Source organism: Qipengyuania sp. SM2512 (assembly GCF_054954005.1).
Genome location: NZ_CM143134.1, coordinates 1,230,035 through 1,255,042, shown reverse-complemented (window position 1 = coordinate 1,255,042; position 25,008 = coordinate 1,230,035). Strand labels below are relative to the sequence as shown.

Annotated in this window: 26 protein-coding genes; 7 read left to right on the top strand and 19 right to left on the bottom strand. The window is 65.9% G+C overall.

Annotated elements, in window-relative coordinates; all coding sequences use genetic code 11:
* Positions 1-47: 47 nt before the first annotated feature.
* Together ACQ5J0_RS06390 and fabI are read left to right on the top strand one after the other, a co-directional pair.
* Positions 48-965: a YihY/virulence factor BrkB family protein gene (locus ACQ5J0_RS06390; RefSeq protein ID WP_462570069.1), complete on the top strand. Its 918-nt coding sequence runs from the start codon at positions 48-50 to the stop codon at positions 963-965.
* Positions 962-1,765: an enoyl-ACP reductase FabI gene (gene fabI / locus ACQ5J0_RS06385; protein ID WP_462569725.1), complete on the top strand. Its 804-nt coding sequence runs from the start codon at positions 962-964 to the stop codon at positions 1,763-1,765. Before ACQ5J0_RS06390 ends, fabI begins: the two co-directional genes overlap by 4 nt.
* 54 nt (positions 1,766-1,819) lie before the next feature.
* Here fabI and ACQ5J0_RS06380 read toward each other — a convergent pair whose 3' ends face one another.
* From ACQ5J0_RS06380 to ACQ5J0_RS06365, 4 genes are all read right to left on the bottom strand, one after another.
* The gene (locus ACQ5J0_RS06380) at positions 1,820-2,212 is read right to left on the bottom strand and encodes a hypothetical protein (RefSeq protein WP_462569724.1); all 393 of its coding nucleotides are present in this window, start codon (positions 2,210-2,212) and stop codon (positions 1,820-1,822) included.
* Entirely contained in the window at positions 2,209-3,402 is a 1,194-nt protein-coding gene (locus ACQ5J0_RS06375; protein WP_462569723.1) for a hypothetical protein, read from the bottom strand. The genes ACQ5J0_RS06380 and ACQ5J0_RS06375 overlap by 4 nt, the downstream gene beginning before the upstream one ends.
* A 65-nt stretch (positions 3,403-3,467) precedes the next feature.
* Positions 3,468-5,678 (bottom strand): GumC family protein, encoded by a 2,211-nt coding sequence (locus tag ACQ5J0_RS06370; RefSeq protein WP_462569722.1) that lies wholly within the window; start codon positions 5,676-5,678, stop codon positions 3,468-3,470.
* Between the two features lie 13 nt (positions 5,679-5,691).
* Positions 5,692-6,435: a polysaccharide biosynthesis/export family protein gene (locus ACQ5J0_RS06365; RefSeq protein WP_462569721.1), complete on the bottom strand. Its 744-nt coding sequence runs from the start codon at positions 6,433-6,435 to the stop codon at positions 5,692-5,694.
* A 327-nt stretch (positions 6,436-6,762) separates the two neighbouring features.
* On the opposite strand from ACQ5J0_RS06365, the gene ACQ5J0_RS06360 reads away from it, so the two are divergent.
* Both ACQ5J0_RS06360 and ACQ5J0_RS06355 read left to right on the top strand, forming a co-directional pair.
* Entirely contained in the window at positions 6,763-7,185 is a 423-nt protein-coding gene (locus ACQ5J0_RS06360) for a hypothetical protein (RefSeq protein WP_462569720.1), read from the top strand.
* 37 nt (positions 7,186-7,222) lie between these two features.
* On the top strand, positions 7,223-8,221 hold the full coding sequence (locus ACQ5J0_RS06355) for an NAD-dependent epimerase/dehydratase family protein (protein ID WP_462569719.1): 999 nt from the start codon (positions 7,223-7,225) through the stop codon (positions 8,219-8,221).
* Positions 8,222-8,248: 27 nt separating this feature from the next.
* Here ACQ5J0_RS06355 and wecC read toward each other — a convergent pair whose 3' ends face one another.
* The 10 genes from wecC to ACQ5J0_RS06305 form a co-directional block, all read right to left on the bottom strand.
* Positions 8,249-9,514, bottom strand: a complete 1,266-nt coding sequence (gene wecC, locus ACQ5J0_RS06350) for a UDP-N-acetyl-D-mannosamine dehydrogenase (protein WP_462569718.1) — start codon at positions 9,512-9,514, stop codon at positions 8,249-8,251.
* A gap of 86 nt (positions 9,515-9,600) precedes the next feature.
* Positions 9,601-10,722 (bottom strand): non-hydrolyzing UDP-N-acetylglucosamine 2-epimerase, encoded by a 1,122-nt coding sequence (gene wecB / locus ACQ5J0_RS06345; protein ID WP_462569717.1) that lies wholly within the window; start codon positions 10,720-10,722, stop codon positions 9,601-9,603.
* Positions 10,723-10,766: 44 nt separating this feature from the next.
* Entirely contained in the window at positions 10,767-11,441 is a 675-nt protein-coding gene (locus tag ACQ5J0_RS06340; RefSeq protein WP_462569716.1) for a hypothetical protein, read from the bottom strand.
* An 84-nt stretch (positions 11,442-11,525) separates the two neighbouring features.
* The gene (locus tag ACQ5J0_RS06335) at positions 11,526-12,047 is read right to left on the bottom strand and encodes a demethoxyubiquinone hydroxylase family protein (RefSeq protein WP_462569715.1); all 522 of its coding nucleotides are present in this window, start codon (positions 12,045-12,047) and stop codon (positions 11,526-11,528) included.
* Complete coding sequence (locus tag ACQ5J0_RS06330) at positions 12,034-12,519, bottom strand: disulfide bond formation protein B (protein ID WP_462569714.1); 486 nt, start codon at positions 12,517-12,519, stop codon at positions 12,034-12,036. The genes ACQ5J0_RS06335 and ACQ5J0_RS06330 overlap by 14 nt, the downstream gene beginning before the upstream one ends.
* Before the next feature lie 18 nt (positions 12,520-12,537).
* Complete coding sequence (locus ACQ5J0_RS06325; RefSeq protein ID WP_462569713.1) at positions 12,538-13,875, bottom strand: S41 family peptidase; 1,338 nt, start codon at positions 13,873-13,875, stop codon at positions 12,538-12,540.
* 134 nt (positions 13,876-14,009) lie between these two features.
* Positions 14,010-15,242, bottom strand: a complete 1,233-nt coding sequence (locus ACQ5J0_RS06320) for a murein hydrolase activator EnvC family protein (RefSeq protein WP_462569711.1) — start codon at positions 15,240-15,242, stop codon at positions 14,010-14,012.
* A 21-nt stretch (positions 15,243-15,263) separates the two neighbouring features.
* The gene (locus tag ACQ5J0_RS06315) at positions 15,264-15,683 is read right to left on the bottom strand and encodes a 23S rRNA (pseudouridine(1915)-N(3))-methyltransferase RlmH (RefSeq protein ID WP_462569710.1); all 420 of its coding nucleotides are present in this window, start codon (positions 15,681-15,683) and stop codon (positions 15,264-15,266) included.
* 27 nt (positions 15,684-15,710) lie between these two features.
* On the bottom strand, positions 15,711-16,130 hold the full coding sequence (gene rsfS / locus ACQ5J0_RS06310) for a ribosome silencing factor (protein ID WP_462569709.1): 420 nt from the start codon (positions 16,128-16,130) through the stop codon (positions 15,711-15,713).
* A gap of 56 nt (positions 16,131-16,186) precedes the next feature.
* A complete protein-coding gene (locus ACQ5J0_RS06305; protein WP_462569708.1) occupies positions 16,187-16,906 on the bottom strand; it encodes a nicotinate-nucleotide adenylyltransferase in 720 nt (239 codons plus the stop codon).
* A gap of 317 nt (positions 16,907-17,223) precedes the next feature.
* Here ACQ5J0_RS06305 and ACQ5J0_RS06300 point away from each other — a divergent pair, with 317 nt between their 5' ends.
* Both ACQ5J0_RS06300 and ACQ5J0_RS06295 read left to right on the top strand, forming a co-directional pair.
* Entirely contained in the window at positions 17,224-18,372 is a 1,149-nt protein-coding gene (locus ACQ5J0_RS06300) for a M23 family metallopeptidase (protein WP_462569706.1), read from the top strand.
* Between the two features lie 13 nt (positions 18,373-18,385).
* On the top strand, positions 18,386-18,793 hold the full coding sequence (locus ACQ5J0_RS06295; protein WP_462569704.1) for a bactofilin family protein: 408 nt from the start codon (positions 18,386-18,388) through the stop codon (positions 18,791-18,793).
* An 18-nt stretch (positions 18,794-18,811) separates the two neighbouring features.
* On the opposite strand, the gene ACQ5J0_RS06290 is transcribed toward ACQ5J0_RS06295, so the two are convergent.
* The 5 genes from ACQ5J0_RS06290 to ACQ5J0_RS06270 all read right to left on the bottom strand — a co-directional run bounded on the left by ACQ5J0_RS06290 (position 18,812) and on the right by ACQ5J0_RS06270 (position 24,613).
* Positions 18,812-20,506 carry an AMP-binding protein gene (locus ACQ5J0_RS06290; protein ID WP_462569702.1) on the bottom strand — a complete coding sequence of 565 codons (1,695 nt, stop codon included), beginning with the start codon at positions 20,504-20,506 and terminating at the stop codon, positions 18,812-18,814.
* 115 nt (positions 20,507-20,621) lie between these two features.
* The gene (locus ACQ5J0_RS06285) at positions 20,622-21,341 is read right to left on the bottom strand and encodes a DUF1013 domain-containing protein (protein ID WP_462569700.1); all 720 of its coding nucleotides are present in this window, start codon (positions 21,339-21,341) and stop codon (positions 20,622-20,624) included.
* A gap of 98 nt (positions 21,342-21,439) precedes the next feature.
* On the bottom strand, positions 21,440-22,423 hold the full coding sequence (locus ACQ5J0_RS06280) for a glycosyltransferase family 4 protein (RefSeq protein ID WP_462570068.1): 984 nt from the start codon (positions 22,421-22,423) through the stop codon (positions 21,440-21,442).
* 134 nt (positions 22,424-22,557) lie between these two features.
* Positions 22,558-23,454, bottom strand: a complete 897-nt coding sequence (locus tag ACQ5J0_RS06275; protein WP_462569698.1) for a UDP-2,3-diacylglucosamine diphosphatase — start codon at positions 23,452-23,454, stop codon at positions 22,558-22,560.
* Positions 23,455-23,605: 151 nt separating this feature from the next.
* Complete coding sequence (locus ACQ5J0_RS06270) at positions 23,606-24,613, bottom strand: NAD(P)H-quinone oxidoreductase (protein WP_462569696.1); 1,008 nt, start codon at positions 24,611-24,613, stop codon at positions 23,606-23,608.
* 102 nt (positions 24,614-24,715) lie between these two features.
* Between ACQ5J0_RS06270 and ACQ5J0_RS06265 the strand changes: the two genes are divergently transcribed.
* Positions 24,716-24,916 (top strand): DUF1192 family protein, encoded by a 201-nt coding sequence (locus tag ACQ5J0_RS06265; RefSeq protein WP_462569694.1) that lies wholly within the window; start codon positions 24,716-24,718, stop codon positions 24,914-24,916.
* Positions 24,917-25,008 lie beyond the last annotated feature (92 nt).

Here is a 25,008-nt window from a genome sequence, read left to right as displayed (position 1 = left end):
TCTCGCCCGAGGCGCGGCGACAACAGGCGCACGGGTTGCACGGGCGCATGGTCCGCCAGCTGGGTCCGGGGACCAAGGCCTGGGAGGTGATGAAACGCACTGCCGTCGGCACCTTCAACGACGGCTTCATCCACGCCGGCAATCTCGCCTATCTGGCGATCTTCTCGATCTTTCCGTTCTTCATTCTGGGCGCCGCGCTGTTCTCGCTGGTCGGCGAGGAAAGCGACCGCGCCGCCAGCATCAACGCCGTGCTGATCGCGCTTCCGCCGGTGGTGGGCAATGTCATCGAACCGGTGGCGCGCGACGTGATCTCGGCGCGCAGCGGCTGGCTGCTGTGGGCCGGCGCGCTGGTCGCGCTGTGGACCGTGGGCAGCTTGGTCGAAACCATCCGCGACATCCTGCGCCGCGCCTATGGCACCAAGATGATGTACGCCTTCTGGAAATACCGTCTGCTTTCAGCCGGGGTGATCGTCGGCGCGGTCGTTCTGCTGATGCTCTCGCTCATCGCGCAGTTCCTGATCGGCGCCGCGCAGGAGGTGATCCAGGCCTATTTCCCGCAGCTGGTCGACCGGGTCAACGATCTGCGGCTGACCCGGATCGTCCCCGCGCTCGGGCTGTTCGGATCGCTCTACCTGATCTTCTACACGCTCACGCCTTCGCAATACCGCGACAACCGCTACCCCAAATGGCCCGGCGTGCTGCTGACGACGGTGTGGTGGATCCTGGTCGCGGTCCTGATGCCGATCGTGTTGCGCAGTTTCTTCACCTACGATCTCACCTATGGCAGCCTTGCCGGGATCATGATCGCGCTGTTCTTCTTCTGGCTGGTGGGGCTGGGCGTGGTGCTCGGCGCCGAACTCAACGCCGCTCTGGCCGAAACCCCCGAGGAAGAACGCCACGCGCTCGCCGCGGACGAACCGGGCACGCAACACCACGAAACGAACACCGAAGGGAATGCCGAATGAGCGGATTGATGGCAGGCAAACGGGGGCTGATCATGGGCCTCGCCAACGACAAGTCGCTGGCCTGGGGCATCGCCAAGAAGCTGCGCGAACAGGGCGCCGAACTGGCCTTCTCCTATCAGGGCGAGGCGCTGAAGAAGCGTGTCGGCCCGCTTGCCGCGCAATTGGACAGCGATTTCGTCTTCGAATGCGACGTCTCCGACATGGACGCGCTCGACGAGGCCTTCGCCGCGCTCCGATCACGCTGGGAGACGATCGATTTCGTGGTCCACGCGATCGGCTTCTCGGACAAGAACGAGCTGCGCGGCCTCTACGTCGACACCAGTCTCGACAACTTCCTGATGACGATGAACATCTCCGCCTATTCGCTGGTGGCGGTCGCCAAGCGGGCGCGCGCCATGATGCCCTCGGGCGGCTCGATCCTGACCTTGACCTATTACGGCGCCGAGAAGGTCATCCCGCATTACAACGTCATGGGGGTCGCCAAGGCGGCGCTGGAATCGAGCGTACAATACCTCGCCAACGATCTCGGCCCCGAGAACATCCGCGTCAACGCCATCAGCGCGGGTCCGATCAAGACGCTGGCCGCCAGCGGAATCGGCGACTTCCGTTACATCCTGCGCTGGAACGAGCTCAATTCGCCGATGCGCCGGAACGTCACGATCGACGATGTCGGCGGGTCGGGGCTCTACTTCCTGTCAGACCTGTCATCGGGTGTCACCGGCGAGGTCCACCATGTCGACGGCGGCTATCACGTGGTGGGAATGAAGCAGGAAGACGCGCCGGATATCGCGCTGGATTGAACTGACCGGATCGCCATCGAGCAAGCCCCGATTCCCGTCACCCGGGCTGCGCCTCTATCGAGGCCGGTCTTGCGCCGCGCGCGTCTGGCGATCGGCTATTTCGTAGGGCGATGTCGCATTCGCAGTGGGATCGTAATTGCGGTCGATGCGGTTGCGGATGCGATTCTGAATCCGATTGTTGATCCGCGAATCGATGCGGCCCAGCGGCTCCTGAATCGCCGGGCCGTCGCGCACGGTTTGGCGCTGGCCGACCTCGCCAATGCCGGTCTCTGCGGTGCGGGCGGTCCGTTGCAGTCCCTCGTTCTGGGTTTCCGCCTGGTCGATCTCCTCCGCTTCCTCGGTGGGATCCTGCGGCGGGATTTCCTGCGCTGAGGCCGGCACTGGGACCCCGGCCAGCACCGCCGCCGCGCCCAGCAACACCCATCTGTCTGGTCTTGCACGCATCATCGTACTTCTCCTGACGGAACGAGCGCTGCCCGTTCGATCTGGCCCGACACGCCGGTGATGTCATCCGATGCGCGCGCGATCAAGGACAGGATTTGCACGGCGCAATCGCCCGGAACGCTGACTTGCCCCCCGAATGCGCCATTCTCGATGTCCGAATTGGGGACCTCGACGCGTCCAAGCTCGCGCCCGTCTTGACAGAGCAGCGCCCAATAGGGACGCGACCGTTCGGATTGCTCGATGCCCCGGCTGCGTCCCGAGATCCGGTACGTACCCGGCGGAAGCAGCTGGGTTTGCTGCACCAGCGTGCCTCCGGTTGAAGGGGGCAGCGAGAAATCGAGGATTCCGCCCTCACCCTCTTGCAGAATGGCGGCGGAAACCCCCGACTGGGCGCTTGGCATCCAGTCGAAAACGGCCCGGATATCAGCATTCAGGGCAAAATCCGGGTCGCGCGAGCGGTTGCGCACCGCATCGCGGCGGAATTCGGAATAATAGCTCCAAGCCGGTTGGATTTCTCCCTGGGCAAGCAGTGCATTGACCAAGGCTGCCCGCAGATCATCGTTGACGGGCAGATCCACCGCTTCGCCTTCGCGGAAAAAGGCCAGTCCGGCCACCGGAGCAATCCCGCTGGTGGCGACCCGCTGCAGAAAGCTATTGGCCCAGACAGGATCGCTGGCCATTATCGGCAGGAGGCCAGCCCGCACCTTCGGTTCAGCCAAGGCCGAGACCAGATTGGGCAAGAGCAGGTTCGGCGCTTCCTTGGAGGTGCGCAGTGCAATGTCGTAGCTGCGCAAGGCGGCGGCGATATCTCCGCGATTGACCGCTTCCTCGATCGCCCAGATTTGCGGCCGAAGTTCGCGCCGCGAAAGCCGCAGCGAATATTGGAAAATCTCCCTTGCCCGCTCGGTTTCTCCCCGCAATTGCGCCTGCAGCCCGAGCACATTGAGCGCTTCGACGGCGGTCGGATCTTGGCGCAGCGCAAGGCGCGCCAGGCGGGCCGCGTTCGAATCCGCAGCCTCGCTCGGTGCCATGGTGAACGCCTGCTGGGCGCTCGCGGCAAGAATGACCCCGTTGCCTGGAGCGAGCATCGCAGCGCGCGCGGGGTCTACTTTTTCAACCAGCCGCGCGAAAGAATCGGCAACGCTGACCAGGCCGAGCGTAACGGCGCCCAGCGCGAGCGCGCCGCGCCCCATCCAACTGCGCAGCGAGCGACGCGGTGCCGTGCGACGGGAGACGGAGCGGCGGCTTCGCTTCGGCATCAGGCTGACGCTGTTTTCGCGTCTCGCCCGTAACCGTAGCCATAATCGTAATCATAGCCGAAGTGCGCTTTGCGGGCGTCGAATTTGGTGACGATCCCCCCGAACACCTTGACCCGAGCACTGACCAAACGTCCGAGCGCGGTCTTCACCTGGGTGGTCCGAATTCCGTGGGATTCGACCGCATAGATGACGCCTTCCATCTGCGAGCCGATCAGCGGCGCATCGGCGAGGCCGAGGACCGGAGGGCTGTCGACCACGACGTGATCGTAGGTGACCAGCAGCCGCTCGACCATCTGGGAAAGGCGGTTGCCGGTGAGCAGTTCGGCCGCATTGGGCGGGATGGGGCCGGAAGTCATCGCATCCACGCCAAGGTCCTCTATCCGGAAGATCAGGCTGTCGAGCGCATCTTCGCCGGTGAGGAAATTGCTCAATCCGCGGTCGTGGTCGACGCCGGCCAACTGGTGCACCGACGGCGAGCGCATGTCGCCGTCCACCAAGATGACCTTGCGCCCCTGGCGCGACAGGATCGTGGCAAGTGCCAACGCGGTCGTGGACTTTCCTTCGCCAGGACGCGTGGACGTCACCGAAAATGCGCGTGGAATGCCATGCTCGGTCGTGAAACCGAGATTCGTCTGAACCGCCAGATAGGCGTCGACCAGTTCGGATTTGCGATCGGTCAGCGCTTCCAGGGGGGTCTCTTCCTCGACCTTCGGCACCGAACCGAGCAGCGGCAGACCGAGACGGCGCTGCAATTCGGTCGGGTCGCCGATGGACTCGTCCAGCTGCTCGAGACCCAGGGCGATCGCCACCCCGATCAGCAAGCCGCCCAGAAGCGCGATAAGCATGTTGAGGACCAGGCGCGGGCTCGACGGAATTTGCGGGATATCGGCCAGATCGACGATCGCGATATTGTTGACCCCGACGCCGCCGGCGATGCCGATCTCCTCGAATCGCTGGAGAAGGCCGTCGTAGAGAGCCTGGTTGGTGTCCACTTCCTGCTCGAAAATATTGTACTGGATCGAGCGCCGACGCAGGTCGAGATACTCTTCCTTCAGAGCGTTTACCCGCGTCTCGAGTGCGCTTTCGCGCTGGACCGCCTGGCGATATTCGGCCTGCACCGAGCCAGATACGCGCGATTCCTCGCGCGTGATCGCGCTGTCCAGCGCATCGATCTGCTGTTCGATCGCCTGCGCTTCAGGATAGCCCGGTTCGAACCGAACCATCAATTGCTGATATTCCGCCGCCAATTCGGCCCGCCGCTGGCGCAAATTGTTGATCGCGGTGTTTTGCAGGGCTGCGGCGGTGCCGCCCGCGCTGCCGGCCTGGCGGAAGCGCGATTCGGCAGCGATGCGATCGGCAATCGCCTCGCTCAACGCCGAATTGAGAGCGGCAAGATTGTCCGCCACGATCGGGCGCTCTTGCGCGCCTTCGCTGGTAGCCGGGAGATTGATGATCTCCTGGTTCGAGGCGTAGGTGACCAACTGGCGCTGGGATTCGTCGAGCCGCTGCTTGTAATCGGTGAGCTGGCGCTGAAGTGCGTCGCGGCCGTAGGAGGTCGACTGAAGCTTGCGCTCCAGATTGGATTCGATGAAGTTTTCCGCCCAGGCATTGGCCACGCTGGCGGAGAATGCGGGATCCGGACTGGTGAAGCGAATATCCACCAGCCGAGACAGACGGGTCGGCTCGATGCTGACATGGTCCAGCAGGACTTCGCCCGCGATCCGCAGACGCTGCGCCCGTCCCTGCGCCGGGAAACGACCGTTATTGATCGCAAAGGCTGCCTCGCCTTCTTCCGCGGCGCCGAACATTTCGTAAAAATCGGGATCGTCGACCAGGTTCAGTTCGGTAGCCACCCGTTCGGCAAGCGTTCGAGCGCGCAAGAGGCCGTATTGGGTCTGATAGAACTCCTGATCCGCAACGCTGGTTTCGCGTTCGACACCTTCGAAACTCGTAACCTGGTCGGATTCCCGCAGAATCTCGATCGTCGAGGCGGCGGTATACTGCGGGGTCATCAGCAAGGTGACGACGAGCCCGAGCGCCATCACGGCTATGGTCGCCCCAAGAATGACCCAGCGCCAGCGCAGCGCAATGCGCATGTAGTGCTGGAGGATAGAAGGCTCCTCCAGCGCGATTGCCGAATTGTAGGGGGCACTCGCCTCAGGGTTTCGATCGGAGCGCCGCTCGTCGGGGCTGCTTGCAAAGGTGTTCATAATTTTGACGGATCTAACGCTGTAAAATTGCTATGACCGGTGCGGCAAGAAGCGGGGCAACACCGATGAAGTCGCGGAACAGGCGCCGCTGCGGGCTATCACCGACCACGATCAGATCGTTGGCGTAAATCTCCGGATCTGCATAGAGACCGCGGCGGATGGCGCCGATGTTGTAGAGGCCCGCAAGCCGCTGACCATCGACGGTGCGAAGAATGACGACATCCTCTTCCTTGGCGAACTCGGTCAGACCGCGGGCCGAGGCTACCGCGCGCAGTAAGGTCATCTGGTTGGTTACCGGATAGAGACCTGGCTCCACGACCTGCCCATCGACGGTAACAACCTGGCTGACCGAACTGTTGATGTTGATCGTCACATCGGGATCGCGAACGAAATTCTGAGCCAGCGCGACTTCGATGTCGCGGGCAAGCTCGGCCGCGGTCTTGCCTCCGGCATCGACCGCCCCGATCAGCGGCATGGCGATCCGGCCGCTGGTATCGACCTGCATTTGCCCGCCGAGCTCGGGAATGCCGAAGACGCGCACCGTGATCGTATCGAGCGGGCCGATCAGCGCAACTCGGTCGGCTGCGGCCAGATCGGTGCGACCGGGTGCCGGAAGCGTCATGCTGTCTTCGATGACGGTCAGATCGGCAGTCGATTGAATGGGCGGCTGCCCAGCGCAGCCGACCAGGCCAACACCGGCCGATATGCAAAGGAAAAAATTACGCATTTTGAGATGAAAGGTCCGGTTCGACGGCAAGATGGCGCCTTATAAGAGGGGGGTTTGCGAACGTAAAGAAAAGATGCCGCTGCTCGACAGCAGCGGTTCGGGCTCCTCGCCTAGAGAGAATGCCTGCCAACAGCTCGGTCGGCGGGACCCGCGCAGCATGCATTGGCCGCGATCCGAGGGCGCGGAGAAAACATCGGCGTGTCAAATGGATGGAGCCGACGTCCGCAGCGCTAGGCCTGTGTTCGAAGGGCCGGTGCGAGCGGGCGATTTGATGTTTTGCGCAAATCCAATTGTGGCATTAGTAGGCCCATGCTCCATTTGAGAACCTCGCGCCCTCGCCTTCCTGCAATCTTGGTGATGTCCGTTTCGCTGCTGCTTGCGGCATGCAGCTCCGGGGAACCGGCGCCTGCACCAGGCGAAACGCCGGATCGGGCGCGCGAATTCAGCGAAGAGGACAAGCGGGCGGCATTGGCGCTGTCGATCGGCAACGTTCAGGCGCTGTCGGCTGAAACGAGCGCTTACGACCGCGCCCAGACTTGCAGTATCGCGCTGGAATCGGTGTATGCGCAACTGTCCGAAAGCGGCCAGCTCGACACGGCGATGATCAACGCAATCGATCAGGTCCGCACGGTGTACAACAACCAGGTGCAGCAACTCGGCTCTGCGGAAAACAAATCCACCGCCGATATCGCGGCAGATCGCCTGCAGCGGGCCGAAGAAATCCCCGAACCCAGTGAACGCGGCCAGATTGCGATCGGCTGTCTGCGCGCGATGAGTTGAGCGGACTGACGCAGAGAAGTTTCGGGCGGAGAGTGCGATGCGGGTTCTAGTCACCGGAGCGGCCGGGTTCATCGGTAACGCCGTCTCGATGGCGCTGATGGCGCGCGGCGACGCGGTGCTCGGGATCGACAATTGCAACGATTATTATTCGCTGGCGCTCAAACGCGCACGGCTCGAGCGGGCGCGCATTGCAGCTGATGGGGCGTTCGATTTTCTCGGGGTGGATTTCGCCGATCCGGCTGCGCTTGGCGCGGCCCTGGAGGGCAAAGAGTTCGACCGCATCGTCCACCTGGGTGCGCAGCCGGGCGTGCGCTATTCGCTCGAAAATCCGCGCGCCTATGCCCATTCGAACATCGCCGGTCATCTCGAATTGCTCGAAGTGGCGCGCCACCGCAAGGTCGAGCATATGGTCTACGCCAGCTCCTCCTCGGTCTATGGCGGCAATGCCAAGCTGCCGTTCTCGGTCGAGGATCGCGCGGATCACCCGGTCTCGCTCTATGCCGCGACCAAGCGCGCCGACGAGCTGATGAGCGAGACCTATGCGCATCTTTACCGCATCCCGCTGACCGGGTTGCGCTTCTTCACGGTCTATGGCCCCTGGGGCCGCCCAGACATGGCCCCGTGGCTGTTCACCAGCGCGATCCTCGAGGGACGGCCGATCAAGGTCTTCAACCACGGCGATATGTACCGCGACTTCACCTATATCGACGATATCGTCGCGGGCGTGCTGGCCTGTCTGGATTCACCGCCTCCAGACGACGGCACGCCCAAGGCTGGCGGCAGCACCAAGCCGCATGCGCTCTACAACATCGGCAACAACCGCTCGGAACATCTGCTCGAGGTGATCGCGCTGTTCGAGGAGGCATGCGGGCGCAAGGCGGAGCGTATCCTGCTGCCGATGCAGCCGGGCGATGTCGAGAGAACCTATGCCGATATTGAAGCGATCCGAAACGATCATGGCTATGAGCCAACCACCTCGATTGCCCAAGGCGTGCCGCAATTCGTGCGCTGGTACCGCGACTATCACGGCGTCTAGACGGCGGCGGCGCGGATCGGGCCAGGCTCAGGCGACGTCGGGCCAGATGCCCCTCGTATCGTAGACCAGCGCGCCTTCGCGCTCCTCGGGCGGGACGACCTTGAAGATGTCGTGATCGACCAGCACCACGATGATGCCGCATTCCTCGAGCGCGGTGTCGAGATCGACCAGAAGGGCGCCCGTCCCGTCGAATTCGGGCGGGAGTTCACCGGCATAGGGTTCGACAACATGGACCCGCTCGCCGAATTCGCGCGCCAGCCCGGCGGCGACGAAGCGCGCGGGACTTTCGCGGAAATCGTCGATGTTCGCTTTGAAGGCCAGTCCGAGGCAGGCGACCCGCTGATCGGGATGCGCCGCAATCAGCGCCGTGGCGCGGGCCAGCACATGCGCCATCTTGGCGTCGTTGGTCTCACGCGCCTGACGAATGATCCGGGCATCATCGGGCGCACCATGGACGATGAACCAGGGATCCACCGCGATGCAATGGCCGCCGACCCCGGGCCCGGGGCTGAGGATGTTGACCCGCGGGTGGCGGTTGGCGAGGCGGATCACCTCCCAGACGTCGAGCCCCTGCCGGTCGGCGATCATCGAAAGCTCGTTGGCGAAGGCGATGTTGACGTCGCGAAAGGCGTTTTCGACCAGCTTGGTCATCTCCGCCGAACGGACATCGGTGGTAACGCATTCGCCCTTCACGAAGCGCTTGTAGAAGGCCAGCGCCTTGCGCGCGCAGCGCGGAGTGATGCCGCCGATCGAGCGGTCGTTGTGAGTCAGCTCCTCGAGAATCTTCCCCGGCAGCACGCGCTCGGGGCAATAGGCGATCGAGACGTCGGGCGTGCCTTCGCACAGGCCGGGCAGCGCCAGGTCGCTGCGCTCACGGGCGATCAGATCGCGCAAAGCTCCGGTGGTTCCCACCGGGCAGGTCGATTCGAGGATCACCGTGTCGCCCTTCTTGAGCACACTCGCGATCTGGGCTGCGGCCGCCATCACATAGCTGGTGTCGGGCGTGTGATTGCCGTCCTTCGCGAAAGGCGTGGGCACCGCGATGACGAAGACATCGGCGGGCGCGATCCGGGTCGAGGCCGTGAGCAGCCCGCGCTGGACCGCCGCCTGTACCAGCCCGTCGAGATCGACCTCCTCGATATGGATTTCGCCGCGATTGATCGTGTCGACCACGCTCTGCGAGACGTCGAGCCCGTGGACCGGGCAGCCCGAGCGGGCGATGATCGCCGCTGTGGGCAAGCCGATATAGCCCAGGCCGATGACGCAGACGTCGGGTTTGATATCACCGCGCATGAATAGCGTTTCCCTGAAGTGTTCGCCCCGGCCCTAGTCTCTGTCGGTAAATTTTACAGTAACGCGTGCGCGCAAACCGGTGCGGATCACTCCGCGAGCAGATCGCAGATCCGCAGCGCCGAGCATCCGTCGCCGAAGGGATTGTGCGCGCGGGCCATGGCGGCATAGGCCTCCGCGTCGTCGAGCAGCCGTGCCGTCTCGGCTACGATGACGTCGGGATCCGTCCCGACCAGCCTCGCGGTTCCGGCCGCGACTCCTTCGGGCCGCTCGGTGGTCTCGCGCATCACCAGGACCGGCTTGCCCAGCGCGGGCGCCTCTTCCTGCACCCCGCCGCTGTCGGTCAGCATCAGCGTGGCAATATCGAGCAGGCGGGCGAAATGCGGATAATCGAGCGGTTCGATCAGCGCGACATTGTCGAGCCCGGCGAGCTCGGCCTCCATCACAGCGCGGACATTGGGGTTGAGATGGACCGGGAAGATCACCGCGACATCGTCGCGCTGCGCGATCCGCCGCACCGCCTCCGCGATCCCGCGCATCCCCTCGCCGAAATTCTCGCGGCGATGGCTGGTCACGCCGATGATCCGCTTGCCCGCAAAGCGCTGCTCGAGCGGGACGAGACCGGAAGCCAGATCGGGCTGCGCGGCGATCTTCGCCGTGACCCATTGCAGCGCGTCGATCACCGTGTTGCCGGTGACCTGGATGGTCGCGGGATCGACATTCTCGCGCCGCAATGCGGCGGCGGCGGTCTCGGTGGGTGCGCAATGCAGCGCGGCGAAAGTGCCGACGACCTTGCGGTTGACCTCCTCGGGCCAGGGATGGTGGATGTCGCCGCTGCGCAGGCCTGCCTCGACATGGCAGACCGGGATCTGGCGGTAATAGGCCGCGAGCGCACCGGCCATCACCGTGGTGGTGTCGCCCTGGACCACGACCCGGTCGGGCTTTTCGCGATCGAGCACCTCCCCGATCCCGGTCAGCGCACGTGCGGTCAACGCATCGAGCGTCTGCCCCGGGGTCATCAGGTCGAGATCGTGATGCGGCGCGATGCCGGTAATCTCGAGCACCTGATCGAGCATGCCGCGGTGCTGCGCCGAGACGCAGACCCGCGAGACGAAGCGCTCGTCCGCCTCCAGCGCGTGGATCAGCGGGAACAGCTTGATGGCTTCGGGACGAGTCCCGAACACGGTCAGAATCTTGCGCGGCTGGGTCATCCCTGCCGCTCTAGCGCAGTTCGAGGGCCCGTGTCAGTCCCGCATCACGAGCCGGGTTCGCGCGCCGGGACCTGCGGTCCGAGCGGCTGGACGATTTCGCTGTCGTCGTCGAACGGCGTATCCTTCGACGGCTCGGCCGGCGGGATGCGTTCGGAACGATCGATGAGCGGCGGCGGCGAGGCGTCGCGCGCAGTCGCGGACAGTTCGGCATCGCGCTGGCTTTCGAGCCGCTCGAGATATTCCTGCTCGATCTGCTCGACGCGTTCCTGCTCTTCGGCGGCAAGTTCGTCGATCTGCGCCAGCCGTTCGGCGCGCGCCGCCTCGATCAACTGACCGAACCGGACCGAGGAGGCATTCTCGCGGTCGGCATAGGCAGCGGCAATCATTTCCTGGGTGCAGCCGCTCGAACCGCCAAGGCCGACGGGGCTGCAAGACAGGATACCGAAATCGCCGACGATATCGAGCCGCTCGACCCGCTCGGCCCAGCTCGTGTTGGCCGGATTGTCGCTGTAGCGCAGCGATTCGGGGATGCGGAAGCGGTCGGCCTCGGGCAGCCGGGCGACCACGACGATCTCGTCGCCGACGGGCTCGGGCGCGGCATCGTCGCCGTAGAGGATGACCATATTGACCTTGTCCCCGCCGCTGCCCTGGGCGGCGAGCGGGCTCGCAAGACAGGCTGCGGCGGCGAGCATCAGGGCGGCAAGCGGGCGTCTGGTCATGGTAATCCTCTCAACGGCCCGTCAGTAAGGGCGCGGCGGCGTGAATAAGTCCTGAAGCGCGCCGGAACGCGCGGCGTTCCCCGTTCAGATGCGCTCGGACACCTTGATCGCGGTGCGGCAACCCAGTCGGATCAGCCCCGAGAGCAGCGGATAGGCGGGCGCGTTTTCGGCCCCGGCGGCGAGCGCGGCATCGCGGTGCTCGCGCTCGTCCTCGCGGAATTCGGCGATCATTCCGGCCAGTTCGGGATCGCCGCCATCCTCCTCGAGCTCGTCGAGCTGGTCCGAATAGTGGCGGTCGATCTCCTCCTCGACTGCGGCGGTGCAGGCCATCGCCGCCTCGGGGCCGAGCAGCGCGGTCGCCGCGCCCAGCGCATAGCCCGCGACCGACCAGAAGGGCTGCAACGCGGTAGGACGGACGCTGCGACGCGCCATCAGCGCATCGAATTTGGCGCGATGCTGCGCTTCCTGTTCGGCCATGCCCGCGATCTCCGCCGAATGCGGCCCGCGGTCGCCCATCACCGCCAGCTGGCCGGCATAGATGCGGGTCGCGCCGAACTCGCCCGCCTGGTCGACGCGGATCATGCGGTGGATGTCAGGCTTGGGCATGAGGCTTGCTCCGTGAAAGCAGAATGAGGATCGCGAGGCCCCCGGCGATCGAGATGATGAAGTTCCAACCTGCCAGCGAAACCCCCAACAGGCTCCAGGGTGCCTCGTCGCAGCGGATCATCGGAGCATTCATGATCGAATCCAGCGCGCTGATCCCGTCTTGTGGGACAATGGTGGCGCAGCCCGTCAGCCCTTCCCACCAGCCATATTCGACCCCGGCATGAAACCCGCCGATCGCCCCGGAAACCAGAATCGCCAGCGCGGCGAGCGCGACCCACAAGCCTGCGCGCGGCGCGCGGAACGAAAGCAGCGCCAGCGCGATCGCGGCGAAGTGCGGCCAGCGTTGCCACCAGCACATTTCGCAAGGATGCAGGCCGAAGCCGTATTCCGAGATATAGGCGCCCCCGAGCAGGAGGGCGGGAATCCCAAGGGCCAGTTGCCGCGCGAGGCGGAAGGATGGCGAAACGGTCATCGAGCCTCGATAGCGCCGTTAGCGCCGGGCCGCCACCGCATTGGGCGAGGTGCGGCGCAGCGTTTCGAGCGCGTAATGCAGCTGGAAATCCTCGATGCCTTCGTCCTTGAGTTCCTCGGCGGTCTTGGTGAAGCGGGGGTCCTCGCGCTTGTCGGTCTCGAGCGCCGAATCCTCGAGCTTCAGCTCGTTGATCAGATGTCCGCGCAGATCCGATTCGCGCATGGTGAAGCGCGAGCGCTTGGCCAGATCGGGATCGGACAATTGCGGGACCGCGATATCGGGCTTGATCCCGCCTTCCTGCACCGAATGGCCGGCTGGGGTGTAATAGCGCGCGGTGGTGAGCTTCAGGGCCGAATCGCGGCCCAGCGGCAGCAGCGACTGGACGCTGCCCTTGCCGAAGCTGCGATCGCCCATGATCACCGCGCGGCGATGATCCTGCAGCGCGCCGGCGACGATTTCGGAGGCAGAAGCCGAGCCAGCATCGATCAGGACCACGATTGGCACGCCCTCGGCGATATCGCCACGGAACACGGTCTCCGCCTCGTAGACCACGCTTTCGCCCCGCGCGCGGCCGCGCTGCGAGACGATGCGGCCATCGTCGAGGAACAGGTCGGACAGAGCCACCGCCTCGTCGAGCGAGCCGCCCGGATTGGAGCGCATATCGAGCACGAGACCGCTCAAGCGTCCGCTGGCCTGCTGCTTGAGGGCATCCCACGATGCGAGGACATCGCTGCCGACATCGCGCGAGAATTCGTTGACCATGATGTGGCCGATGTTGCCCGGCATGAGTTCATGGGTGACCGGCTCGAGCTCGATCACGCCGCGGGTCACGCTGACATCGAAAGGTTCGTCGCGGCCCGGGCGGAAGATGGTCAAGCGGATCGCACTGCCGGCGGGTCCGCGCATCCGTGCCACCGCTTCGTCGAGGTCGCCGCCGTAGATCAGTTCGCCGTCGAGATGGGTGATGTAGTCGCCCGCCTTCATCCCGGCATCCTCGGCGGGGCTGCCGCGGAAGGGCGAGATCACCTTGACCGCGCCATCCTCGAGCACGACCGAGAGGCCGAGGCCCGAATAATTGCCGTCGATCATCGTCTCGAGCCGCTGAAGGTCCGAACCGTCGAGATAGGCCGAGTGCGGATCGAGCGCGGCGAGCATGCCGTCGATCGCGCCGCGGATCAGCACATCGTCCTCGACCGGTTCGACATAGCTCGCCTTGATCCGCTGGTAGGCGGCGAAAAGGCTGGCGAATTCCGGCCCTGCGCGCGCATCCACCTGCGCCAGACCGGCGGTGGTGGCGGGGATCAGGGCGACCGCGGTGACCAGCGCGGCGCTGCGGGCGAGTTCGGCGAATTTCATGGCAGGTGTCCAATCATGTCTCGCGCCATTCTATCCACTGTGCGCGGTTAACGCTAGCTGAGGATCGACGACCGGTCCTGCGCGACCTGCAGGCGCATCGGCAGGCGCAGCGGCACGCAGGCCCTGCGATCCTGTCAGACGATGAAATCGAGCGGATTGACCGGTTCGCCCTCGCGGCGAAGCTCCAGCGCGACCAGGGGATCGCGCAGCTCCGCCATGCCGAGCGGCGAGCCGGCGACGACGTTCTGGCCGACCCGCGCCGCCAATTCCGACAGTCCGGTCACCAGGCTGGTCCAGCCATTGGCGTGCTCGATGATGACGATGGTGCCATAGCCGCGGTAGGGGCCTGCGAAGGCGATCCGCCCCGCCCCCGGGGCGACGACCTGCGCGCCGCTGCGCGGAAGGAGCTGCAATCCGTTGCGCCGTCCTCCGCCATCCTCGCGTGACCCGAAGGCTGCCACCAGCCGCCCGTCCACCGGCAGGCGATAGCGGCGGGGTGGGGCGGTGGCGGACGGCGTGGGCGAAGGCGGCGGCGCGGCAGCGGCGGTGCGGGCCAGGGAGGGATCGGAGAGGCGCGGGATCGGACCCGGGAGCGCCGCCAGCCGCTCGCGCAGATCGCCGACTTGTTCGAGTTCCTCGATCAACCCGTCGATGTCGCGTGCGCGCTCGCCCAAGGCGAGAGCACGCAGCGCCTCGCGATCCGCCGCTCCGGCCGCCCGGCGGGCATCGATCCGCTCGCGCTGCGCCATGGCGACCAGTTCGGTGCGGCGCTGCGCCAGCTGCGCTTCGCTGGCGCGGCGCGCGGCGACATTGTCGCGCGCCTCCCCCTGCAGCACGGCGGCGCGGTCGAGCTCGGCGCGCAGATCGGCGGTGGTTTCGCGCACCAGCGGCACGGTGCTGTCGAGCACGGCGCCGAGATAGACCGTGTCGCGCAGCGAGCCGGGAGCCAGCAGGCTGAGCGAGAGCGGGCGCCGGACCAGCGTCTGCAGCGCGCTGGTGAGCTGGACGATCGGTTCGCGGCGCTCGCCCAGCCGGATGTCGAGCAGACGCCGTTCGGTGTTGATCAGGGCAAGCTGCGCCTCGGCGATGCCGATCCCTGCCTCGACCTGCTGGATCCGCGCCGCCAGCGCGGCGGATTCGGCCTGCGCCTTGTCCGAGGCCTGCGCCGAACTGGCGGCCTCGCGCTCGAAGCGCTCCGCGCGGGCGCGGGCGCGGACCGCCTGCTGGCGCGCCAATGCAAGCGCGGCGCGTGCCTGCGGCGCATCCTCGAACCGCGAGGCGGATTGCGCCTGGCCCGGCCCGTCGGCGCCCAGCCAGAAGCAGAGCGCAAGAAGGCCCAGCAGGCTGGCGGCAAGAACGCGCGTCATGACGTCACTATAACGGACAGGTCACGCACGATGATAGGGGTGCCCGGCGATGATGGTGGTCGCGCGGTAGAGCTGTTCGGCCAGCATCGCGCGCGCCAGCAGATGCGGCCAGGTCGCCTTGCCGAAAGCGAGCAGCAGGTCCGCCCCGGCGCGCTCCTCGGGCGAATGGCCGTCGGCGGCGCCCAGTACGAAGCGAGCCTCGCGGATGCCGTCATCGCGCCAGCGCTCGAGAATAGCGGCGAATTCCTCCGAGCCCAGATCGCGTCCGCGCTCGTCGAGCAGCACGGTGCGATGCGGGGTCTGGGGCTCGGGTGCGCGCCCCCCGGTCTCCGGCAGTTCGGTGAAGCGGGTCGGCCAGGTCAGCCGCTTTTCGTAACGGGCGACCAGCTCGGCTTCGGGACTGCGGCCCAGCTTGCCGCGTGCGATCACATGGAGCAGCACGATCGCGTTCCCGGTGAGAGGGTGGGCCTAGGCCGTGCCAGCGGCGCCGGCCGGCGGCGCGTCGCCGAAGGCCCACATCCGCTCCAGATTGTAGAAGCTGCGGACCTCGGGGCGAAACAGATGAACGACGATATCGCCGGCATCGAGCAGCACCCAGTCGCCCGCGGGCAGGCCTTCGAGCTTGACCGGACCGAAGCCGGCCTTCTTGATCTTCTCCGCCAGCTTCTGCGCGATCGAGGCGACCTGACGCGTCGAGCGGCCCGAGGCGATCACCATGTGATCGGCGATCGAGCTTTTGCCTTCGAGGTCGATGGTCACGACCTCCTGGGCCTGATCGTCCTCGAGATGCTGCAGGACGAGGTCGAGCAGCGGATCGGTGCCGTCGCTATGCATCGACGGAGCCTGAGCGGTGTCGGCGGCTGCCGACAATGTGTGCGCCTGAGTCATCGGCGTGGATCATACTCCTGTAGAGAAAAAGAGAGGGCATGAAGACACAACGCACGTCATCGTGCTTGTGTTTCCTCGTCCATGCCGGTCGGGGTTCTGCCTTCGGGATCGATTCGGACGGCGCGATCGGCAATCAACCGGCGTGTCACCTGGTCGCGCAAAGATCGCGAACCGAGGCGTTCAACCCAGTCGGGATCGGCCCGGCGGATGGCCGTGGCCGAGCTTTCGTCCGGATCGAAACGCAGAATCACCAGAGCCGGCGCACTCCAATCGTCCCCTCTTGCAAGACTGGCGGCGGAAACGGAAAAGCGCCGCAGCCAGGCCATCGCGGGGCTCGCGAGGGCAGCGCCATCATAGCCGGGTCGGGCGATCACCGCAATCGGCATGCTGCGGGCAATGCCGCGCCAGTCGCGCCAGCGGTGAAATTGCGCCAGATTGTCGGAGCCCATCAGCCAGCAGAAGTCGAATTTGCGATAGCGGCGGCGCAGAACCTTTAGAGTATCGACGGTGTAGCGGGTGCCGAGTTCTCGCTCGATCGCAGTCACGCGTATCGGCGCGCGGCGCGCCTGCAGCGTGGCGGAGGCGAAGCGGGCCGCGAGCGGGGCCATCCCGGCCTCGGGCTTGAGCGGATTGCCGGGCGAGACCAGCCACCAGACTTCGTCGAAACCGAGCGCCTGCTTCGCGAAGAGTGAAATCCGGCGGTGCCCGCCATGCGCCGGATTGAAACTGCCGCCCAATAGCCCGATCCGTCGGCGCGCCCGCGATCGGGCGCTCACAAACGAACTCGGAACACGGAAGAAACCTCGGGACGACCGGGTGCGAGAGGGGGAATGGCAGGCACGCGACTCGCGTAGCAGGCCGATTCGGCGCTGTCAGCTTGCAGGGCGAGAGGCGAATCCCCGGAGGATCGACACATTCCAAAACGCTGCAGCGCGTTTCGTTCCCGCGAATCACAATAAAATTCGCTGCCGATCAACCGTTCATCCCGCCACGCTTTCGCTCTGGCCATTTCTGCGGGCTGAGATTCGCATGGCTTAACAATCGCTGTTAGTGGCCGGGGCGAGGGTCTGAAGTCAAAAAGACGGGGTCGAATTTGTCCGATAATACCACCGCTGGCGGCTGGGTTCGCCGTGTGCGCAGCTGGTTTCCCGACCGGGAATTCTTCATGCGCTCCGAGGGCCAGGTCCGCTTCGTGACCGTCTCCTCGCGAGTTCAAATGACCGCCGCCGGTCTCGGCGCGGCGGCTCTGTTCGCTTTCATCGGGACGTTGGGAGCGATCAGCTGGTCGCAATACCGCGCGTCCACCGATCGCGTCGTGCTTGCCGAGCGCGAACACCGGGTCGCTGATTCCGAGGAGCGGCTGGCAAACTACCGCGACGATATCGACGAGGTCACCGACGATCTCCAGCGGCGCCAGAAATTCATCGAGGACATGGTCGCCTCGCTCCCCGCCGATGTGATCGTGCCTGCCGCAGGCGATTCCGATACCGCCGCCGCCGCGACGGTCGAAAAGGTCTCGATGGTCGTTCCCGAAGCCGCCGACCTGGCCATGATCGAAGCGCGCCAGCTCGCCTTCGTCGAAGGTATGACCCGTTTCGCCGACGAACGCTCCAGCCGCGCCGCCGCTGCGCTGCGCACTCTCGGCCTCAACCCCGACACCGTGCTGCGCCGCGCCGAGCGCGAGGCGATGGGTGGTCCGCTCGAGAAGCTCACCACCGGCAGCGACGATGCTCTCGACCCGCGCTTCGAACGCCTCGGCCTGAGCCTCGCGCGGATGAGCGCGCTCGAGACCTCGCTCGACGCGCTGCCGCACTTCAAGCCCGCCAACACCCGGCTCTCCTCGAGCTTCGGCTTCCGCCGCGACCCCTTCAACGGCCGCGGCGCGATGCACAGCGGGCTCGATTTCGCCGGTCCGCAGGGGACACCGATCGCCGCGGCATCCAAGGGCCGGGTAAGCTTCGTCGGGCGCAGGTCCGGCTATGGCAACACGGTCGAAATCGATCATGGCGGCGGCTTGATGACGCGCTATGCGCATCTTTCCGCCTTCAAGGTCCAGGCCGGCCAGCAGGTCGAGGCCGGGACCGCCATCGCCGCGATGGGCAGCACCGGTCGTTCGACCGGCTCGCACCTCCATTTCGAAGTCCGCATCGACGGCCGGGCCGTCAATCCCCGCCCATTCCTGGAGACGGCTCCCAATGTTCTCAAAGAAGTCCGACGCGCGTCCGCGCGTCCCAGCCGCTAGAACCGAGAGACCCATGGCAACGCGCAATTCTTCCTCGACCTTCTCGGTCATCGGCACGGATATTTCCATCCGCGGCAATATCGAGGCCTCCGCCGACCTGCATATCGATGGCTCGGTCGAGGGCGATATTGCCTGCGCCGCGCTGGTTCAGGGCGAAGGCAGCACGATCACCGGCGCAGTGACGGCCGAGACTGCCCGTCTCGCGGGCACCGTGGTCGGCTCGATCTCGGCGCGCGAGCTCGTGATCCTCAAGACCGCCCGTATCGACGGCGACGTCCATTACGATGCGCTGACGATCGAGCAGGGAGCCGAGGTCGAAGGACGTTTCGCGCCGCGCGCGACCGGAAAGGCCCTCGAGTCCGGGACCGAGCATCAGGACGCCGCCAACAGCGACGAACCCAGGCTCGCCATCGCGCAGTGATGCGGCGGTAGGCCCGCCTTATTGAGGCAGGACCTCGGCGCGCAGCGCCTTGCGGTCCAGCTTGCCGATCATCGTCTTGGGCAGGTCCGCGCGGACGATCACATCCTCCACGCGTTCGTGCTTGCCGACGCGCGCGTTGAGCCAGTCCTTCAGCTCGTCCCCCGCGGGCGGGGCCACGCCTTCCTCCTGGTTGAGCGTCACATAGGCCATCGGATGTTCGCCGAGATAGGGGTCGGGATGGCCGATCACCAGCGCCTCCTTGACCATCGGATGCTCGAGCAGGACTGTCTCGACCTGGCTCGGGAAGACCTTGAACCCGCCGACCGCGATCATGTCCTTGATCCGGTCGACGATCGCGAGGAAACCCTCCTCGTCGATGGTCGCGACATCGCCGGTGCGCAGCCAGCTTTGGCCGTCGTGCTCGGCAAAGGCGCTCGCCTGCGTATCGGGCCGGTTCCAGTAGCCCTGCATGATCTGCGGCCCGTGGATGACCAGCTCGCCGGGCGCACCATCGGGCGCGAGCCTGGTCGGGTCTTCCTTCTCGAGCAGCATGACCTGCGTGCCCGGAACCGGTTGACCGATCGTGCCGTGCTTGCGCAAGCCTTCATAGGGGTTGGTCGAGACCACCCCCGAACTCTCGGTGAGCCCGTAACCCTCGACCAGCCGGACACCGGTCGCGCTTTCGAATTTCTCGCGCAAGGGCCCCGGCATCGGCGCGCCGCCCGAGATGCAGATCCTGAGCGACGACCAGTCGGTCTTGCCGAAGTCCTTGTGATCGAGCAGCGCCTGGAACATCGTCGGCACGCCGGGGAAGGCGACCGGTTTGGTCCGCGAGATCGTCGCCAGCACCTGTCCCGGCTCGAAGCGCGGGACCAGCACCATCGCCCCGCCCTTCACCACCGTGCGGTTGAGCACGCATGTGTTGGCGAAGACGTGGAACAACGGCAGCCCGCCCATGACGATATCGGCCTGCTCGCGATCGAAAGGGTCGATCATGTCGACCTGGATCGCATTGCTCGACAGATTCGCGTGCGAGAGCATCGCTCCCTTGGGGGTACCGGTGGTGCCGCCGGTGTATTGCAGCAGCGCGAGATCGCCGGTTTCGAGTTGCGGCAGCGCGCTCGGCGTGTCGGACAGCCAGTCGGCAAAGGGCGCGACATCGGCGCGATCGGGGATGGCGGCGATCTGGCTGCGGCGCAGCGTGCGCAGCGCCAGGCTCTTCACCAGCGGCAGCATGTCGGAGAGGCGGGCCACCGCGAGCATTTCGAGCGAGGAGCCGTCGAGCACCTTCACCGCGGTTGGCAGCAGCGCGGGCGCATCGAGCGTGACCAGCAGCCTCGTGCCCGAATCCTCGACCTGCTGAGCGAGTTCCTCGACCGTGTAGAGCGGCGAGAAATTGACCACCACCGCGCCCGCCATCATCGCCCCGTAATAGGCCGAGACATAGGCAGGGACGTTGGGGAGGAAGAGACCGACGCGGTCGCCGCGTGCGATCCCGCGCGCGATCAGCCCATAGGCGAAACGCCGCGCCTCGGTGTGGATCTGGCGGTAGCTGTAGTTGCGCCCGAGGAACTCGACCAGACGCGCATCGGGGCGTGCTTGGGCCTGGCGCTCGAGGATACCGTGCAGCAGCTCGGGAACGATCTCGGCGTCCCAGGGCCGGGCATGGCCATAGCTGGCCGGAACGGGCGGAAAAAGCTTATTGACAGTCATGTCAATAACATGACGCGCTGGCCTCCAAAGGCAAGCAAAAAGGCAGGCGGATCGCGGGTCCGCCTGCCTTTGTCGGCCGCTTGTGCGGCTGGGTGCGAGAGCGGAGCGGTTCGCGTCAGCTCTTGGTTTCGCCCGCGGCTTCCTCGGCGCGCTTGTTCTCGAGCCAGGCGGCGGCTTCGGCTTCCTGCGCAGCCTCGGCGGCGGCCTTCTGATTGGTGTCGCGCTCGGCGCGCAATTCCTCGATCAGCTTCTCGCGGTCGCTGGTGCCGGGGATCTTGATCTCGGGCTCCGCCGCATTCTCGTCGGCGACGATCGACTTGGCAGCCTTGGCGACCACGGCGTCGAGTTCGCGCTGCGAGCACAGGCCGAGAGTGACCGGATCCTTGGGCTGGATGTTCTGGATGTTCCAGTGCGAGCGCTCGCGGATCGCGCCGATGGTGTTGCGCGTGGTGCCGATCAGCTTGGATATCTGCGCATCGGAGATTTCCGGGTGGTTGCGCAGGATCCAGGCGATGCCGTCGGGCTTGTCCTGGCGCTTCGACACGGGGGTGTAGCGCGGGCCCTTGGTGCGGGTGACCTCGACCGGAGCGCGCTGCATCTTGAGCGCGTAGCCGGCATCCGCCTGGCCGCGCTCGATCTCTTCCTGCGTCAGCTCGCCGGCATGGACCGGATCGCGGCCCGTGTATTTGGAGCTCGCCAGATCGTCCGCCATCGCCTGGACCTCGAGGATGTGCAGGCCGCAGAACTGGGCGATCTGTTCGAAGGCCAGGCCGGTGTTGTCGACCAGCCAGGTGGCGGTCGCATGCGGCATGAGCGGTTTGGGTTGGTCGGCCATTGGGCAAACTTTCGCTGGACTGAAAATAGAAGGGCCGCCCCTTTCGGAGCGGCCGCTGGAACCCCTTTCTACGCCACATGCGGGCGTTGAGCAAGCATTCAACCCGCCTGGGGCTGGACCTCCATCGCGGCGAGCCCGGCAAGGAACTGGCCGGTCGCTGCGGCCCAGCTGAAGCCGGCGCCGAATTGCGCGCAGGCCCGGCGGTCGCGGGTGAGCGCAGCGGCGATCGCCCGGTCGAGATTCTCGGCCATCGCGCCGACCTCGTCGGTAAGAATATCGCGCGGCCCGGCAACGGGGTAGGCCGCCACCGGGGTGCCGCAGGCGAGCGCCTCGATCGTCACCAGCCCGAAGGTGTCGGTGCGGCTGGGAAAGACGAAGACATCCGCCCCCGCGTAGCAGCCGGCAAGCGCCGCACCGCTGCGCCGCCCGAGAAAGACCGCCTCGGGATAGAGGGCCGTGAGTCGCTCGAGCGCGGGGCCGTCGCCTACCACCACCTTGCTGCCGGGGTGGTTGCTGGCGAGGAAGGCCTCGATGTTCTTCTCGACCGCGACTCGCCCGACATAGAGCTGGATCGGACGCGGCAGACCGGCGTATTCGGGTGCGGGCGGAGCTTGTGGCGCAAAGCAGGCGAGATCGACGCCGCGGCTCCAGTGATGGAGCTGCGTCAGCCCCTGCGCCCGCAATTCCGCGCGGATGCTTTCGGTCGCGACCAGCACGCGCCGCGCAGGACCGTGGAACCAGCGGATGTAGCGCCAGAACCAGCCCGCCGGCAGATGCGTTCGCTTGGCGAGATAGTCGGGAAACTGGGTGTGGTAGGCGGTAGTGAAGCGCACTCCCGCCTTTGCGCAATAGCGCCGCGCCGCCAGCCCCAGCGGACCCTCGGTGGCGATATGGATCGCGTTCGGCGCAAACTCGCGCAGCCGCGACGCCACCGCGCCGGGGCGGGTCAGCGCCAGCCGGATCTCGGGATAGGTCGGGCAGGGAATCGAAGCGAACTGGTCGGGCGAGATCACCATCACCTCGTGCCCCAGCGCCCGCAGATGGTCGCAGGTGGTGGTCAGCGTGCGCACCACACCGTTCATCTGCGGCAACCAGGCATCGGTGACGATCGCGATTCGTTCGGGACCGGGCCGCTCGGGACCGGGCCGCTCAGGGCCGGACTGCTCGGGAGCCGGGGCGAGCCACGGCATCTCGCCGCCGGCGAGATCGCTGCGTTTCACGCCGCTTCCAGCGTCTCGGCCTGGTCGGGTTCCTGCGCCGGCTCGGTGAGCGGTTCGCGTTTGGCGATCTCGTCGGGCCAGTGGAGGATCTCCATCGTCCCGTCGAAATGCTCGACCAGCGCGTTGCAGCCCTCGACCCAGTCGCCGTCGTTGTAATAGGCGATACCGTCGAAATCGCGCATTTCGGCGGTGTGGATATGGCCGCAGACCACCCCGTCGACCCCGCGTTCGGAGGCGGCGCGGGCGACCACTTCCTCGTATTTCGAGATGAACTCGACCGCGTTCTTGACCTTGTGCTTGGCCGCCTTGGACAGCGACCAATAGGGTAGGCCGAGCCCGTCGCGGATCGCATTCACCCAGCCGTTGAGCCCCATCATGACATGGTAGAGCGCGTCGCCGACGAAGGCGAGCCAGCGGTGCGCCAGCATGATGGTGTCGAATTCGTCGCCATGGAGCACCAGCAGCCGACGGTCGTCGGCGGTGGTGTGGACATCGGCGCGCTTGATCTCGACCCCGCCGAAATTCATCCCGCAGAAGGGGCGCACCATCTCGTCGTGATTGCCGGGGATATAGACGATCCGGGTGCCGCGATGCGCGCGCTTGAGCACGCGCCAGACGATGTCGTTGTGCTCGGGCGGCCAGTAGAACTTCTTCTTGAGCCGCCAGCCGTCGATGATGTCGCCCACCAGATACATCGTCTCGCTGTCGGTGTGGTCGAGGAAATCGATCAGCATGGCCGCGTTGCAGCCCTTGGTGCCCAGATGGACGTCGCTGATCCAGATGGTGCGGAATTTGCGCCTCTCGCCCAGTGTGCGTTCGGGCACGACCGGCTGCGCGATCGGAAAACTGGTCACATTGGCGAGGCTGGCGAGATCGGTAGGCAGCTGCGTCATCGCACACGTCCCTTCCTGCAAGAGCTGCCTACCCTTGCACGGGTATTGTTACAGGCGATTCACAGTTCGGTGACGGGTCCGCGTCAATATTGCGCATTCGAGGCGCTGCGGCAGTTCGGTACGATGCCCGAAATCCCTCTCCCGGATAGGCTCAAGCGCCTGTTTCGAGGACGATCTTTCCGATGTGATCGCCCGCTTCCATCCGCGCATGCGCCTCCGCGGCCTGTTCGAGCGGAAAGATTTTGTCCATCACCGGACGGATGCTGCCATCCTCGAACAGCGGCCAGGCATGGTTGTGGATCTCGTCGGCGAGCAGCGCCTTGAATTCGTCCGGCCGGGCGCGCAGCGTCGATCCGGTCAGCGTGTGACGCTTGCCCATGAGTTTGGCCATGTTGATCTCGGCCCTGAGCCCGCCCAGCACCGCAATGGTGACATGGCGTCCGTCCTCGGCGAGGCAATCGAGATTGCGCTGGACGTATTCGCCCGACACCATGTCGAGCACCACATCGGCGCCCTTGCCATCGGTGAACTGGCGGACATGCTCGACGAAATCCCTGGTCTTGTAATTGATCGCCAGATCGGCGCCGACCTCGCGCGCTGCGACGCATTTCTCCTCGCTGCCGCAGGTGGTCACGACGGTCAGCCCGAAGGCCTTGCCGAGCATGATCGCCATGGTGCCGATCCCGCTGGTGCCGCCGTGGACCAGCAGCGTCTCGCCCTCGCGCGCCCAACCGCGCTCGAAGACGTTGTGCCACACGGTGAACAGCGTTTCGGGAATGGCGCCGGCCTCGGCCATCGACATGCTCTCGGGGATGTGGAGGCAATGCGTCGCCTGGGCGAGGCAATATTGCGCATAGCCGCCCCCGGTCACCAGCGCGCAGACCGGCTGATTGAGCAGTTCGGGCGCGGCATCGGGCCCGACCGCGACCACGGTGCCGGAAATCTCGAGCCCCGGGATCGGCGAGGCGCCGGGCGGCGGCGGGTAGAAGCCCTGGCGCTGGATGACATCGGGGCGGTTGACCCCGGCGTGGCTGACCGCGATCAGCACCTGCCCGCCTTCGGGACGCGGAACCGGCAGCCGCTCGGGGCGCAAGACCTCGGGTTTGCCCGGCTCGTCGTAGCCGATGGCCGTCATCTCGTCCGGAATTGTATCGCCCATATTCCCCCAGCCCTGTCGTCCGGGCGTGGTGTATCGCGCGCAGGCCCGCATCGCAACCGGACCATTGACAGCTATGCGCCGCAAAGGCGATGATGCGACGCGATGGATCCCGAGGACAGACCAAGGCCCCGCGGCGACGCCGCCGACCGCCTCGCAACCGAGGATCTGGACCCCTATTCGCAGGACGAGCTGAGCGCGAGAATCGCGCAGCTCGAGGCCGAGATCGCCCGCGTCACGCGTCACCGCGACGCCGCCGCCGCGCACCGCGCTGCGGCCGATGCGCTGTTCGGCAAAAAGGATTGAACGATAGCGAAACCGTCATGGGGGGACTCAAATTTGCCGCAAAATTCCCCATATTCGCTATCGTGATACAGCCGCGGCCGGATTTGCCGGCC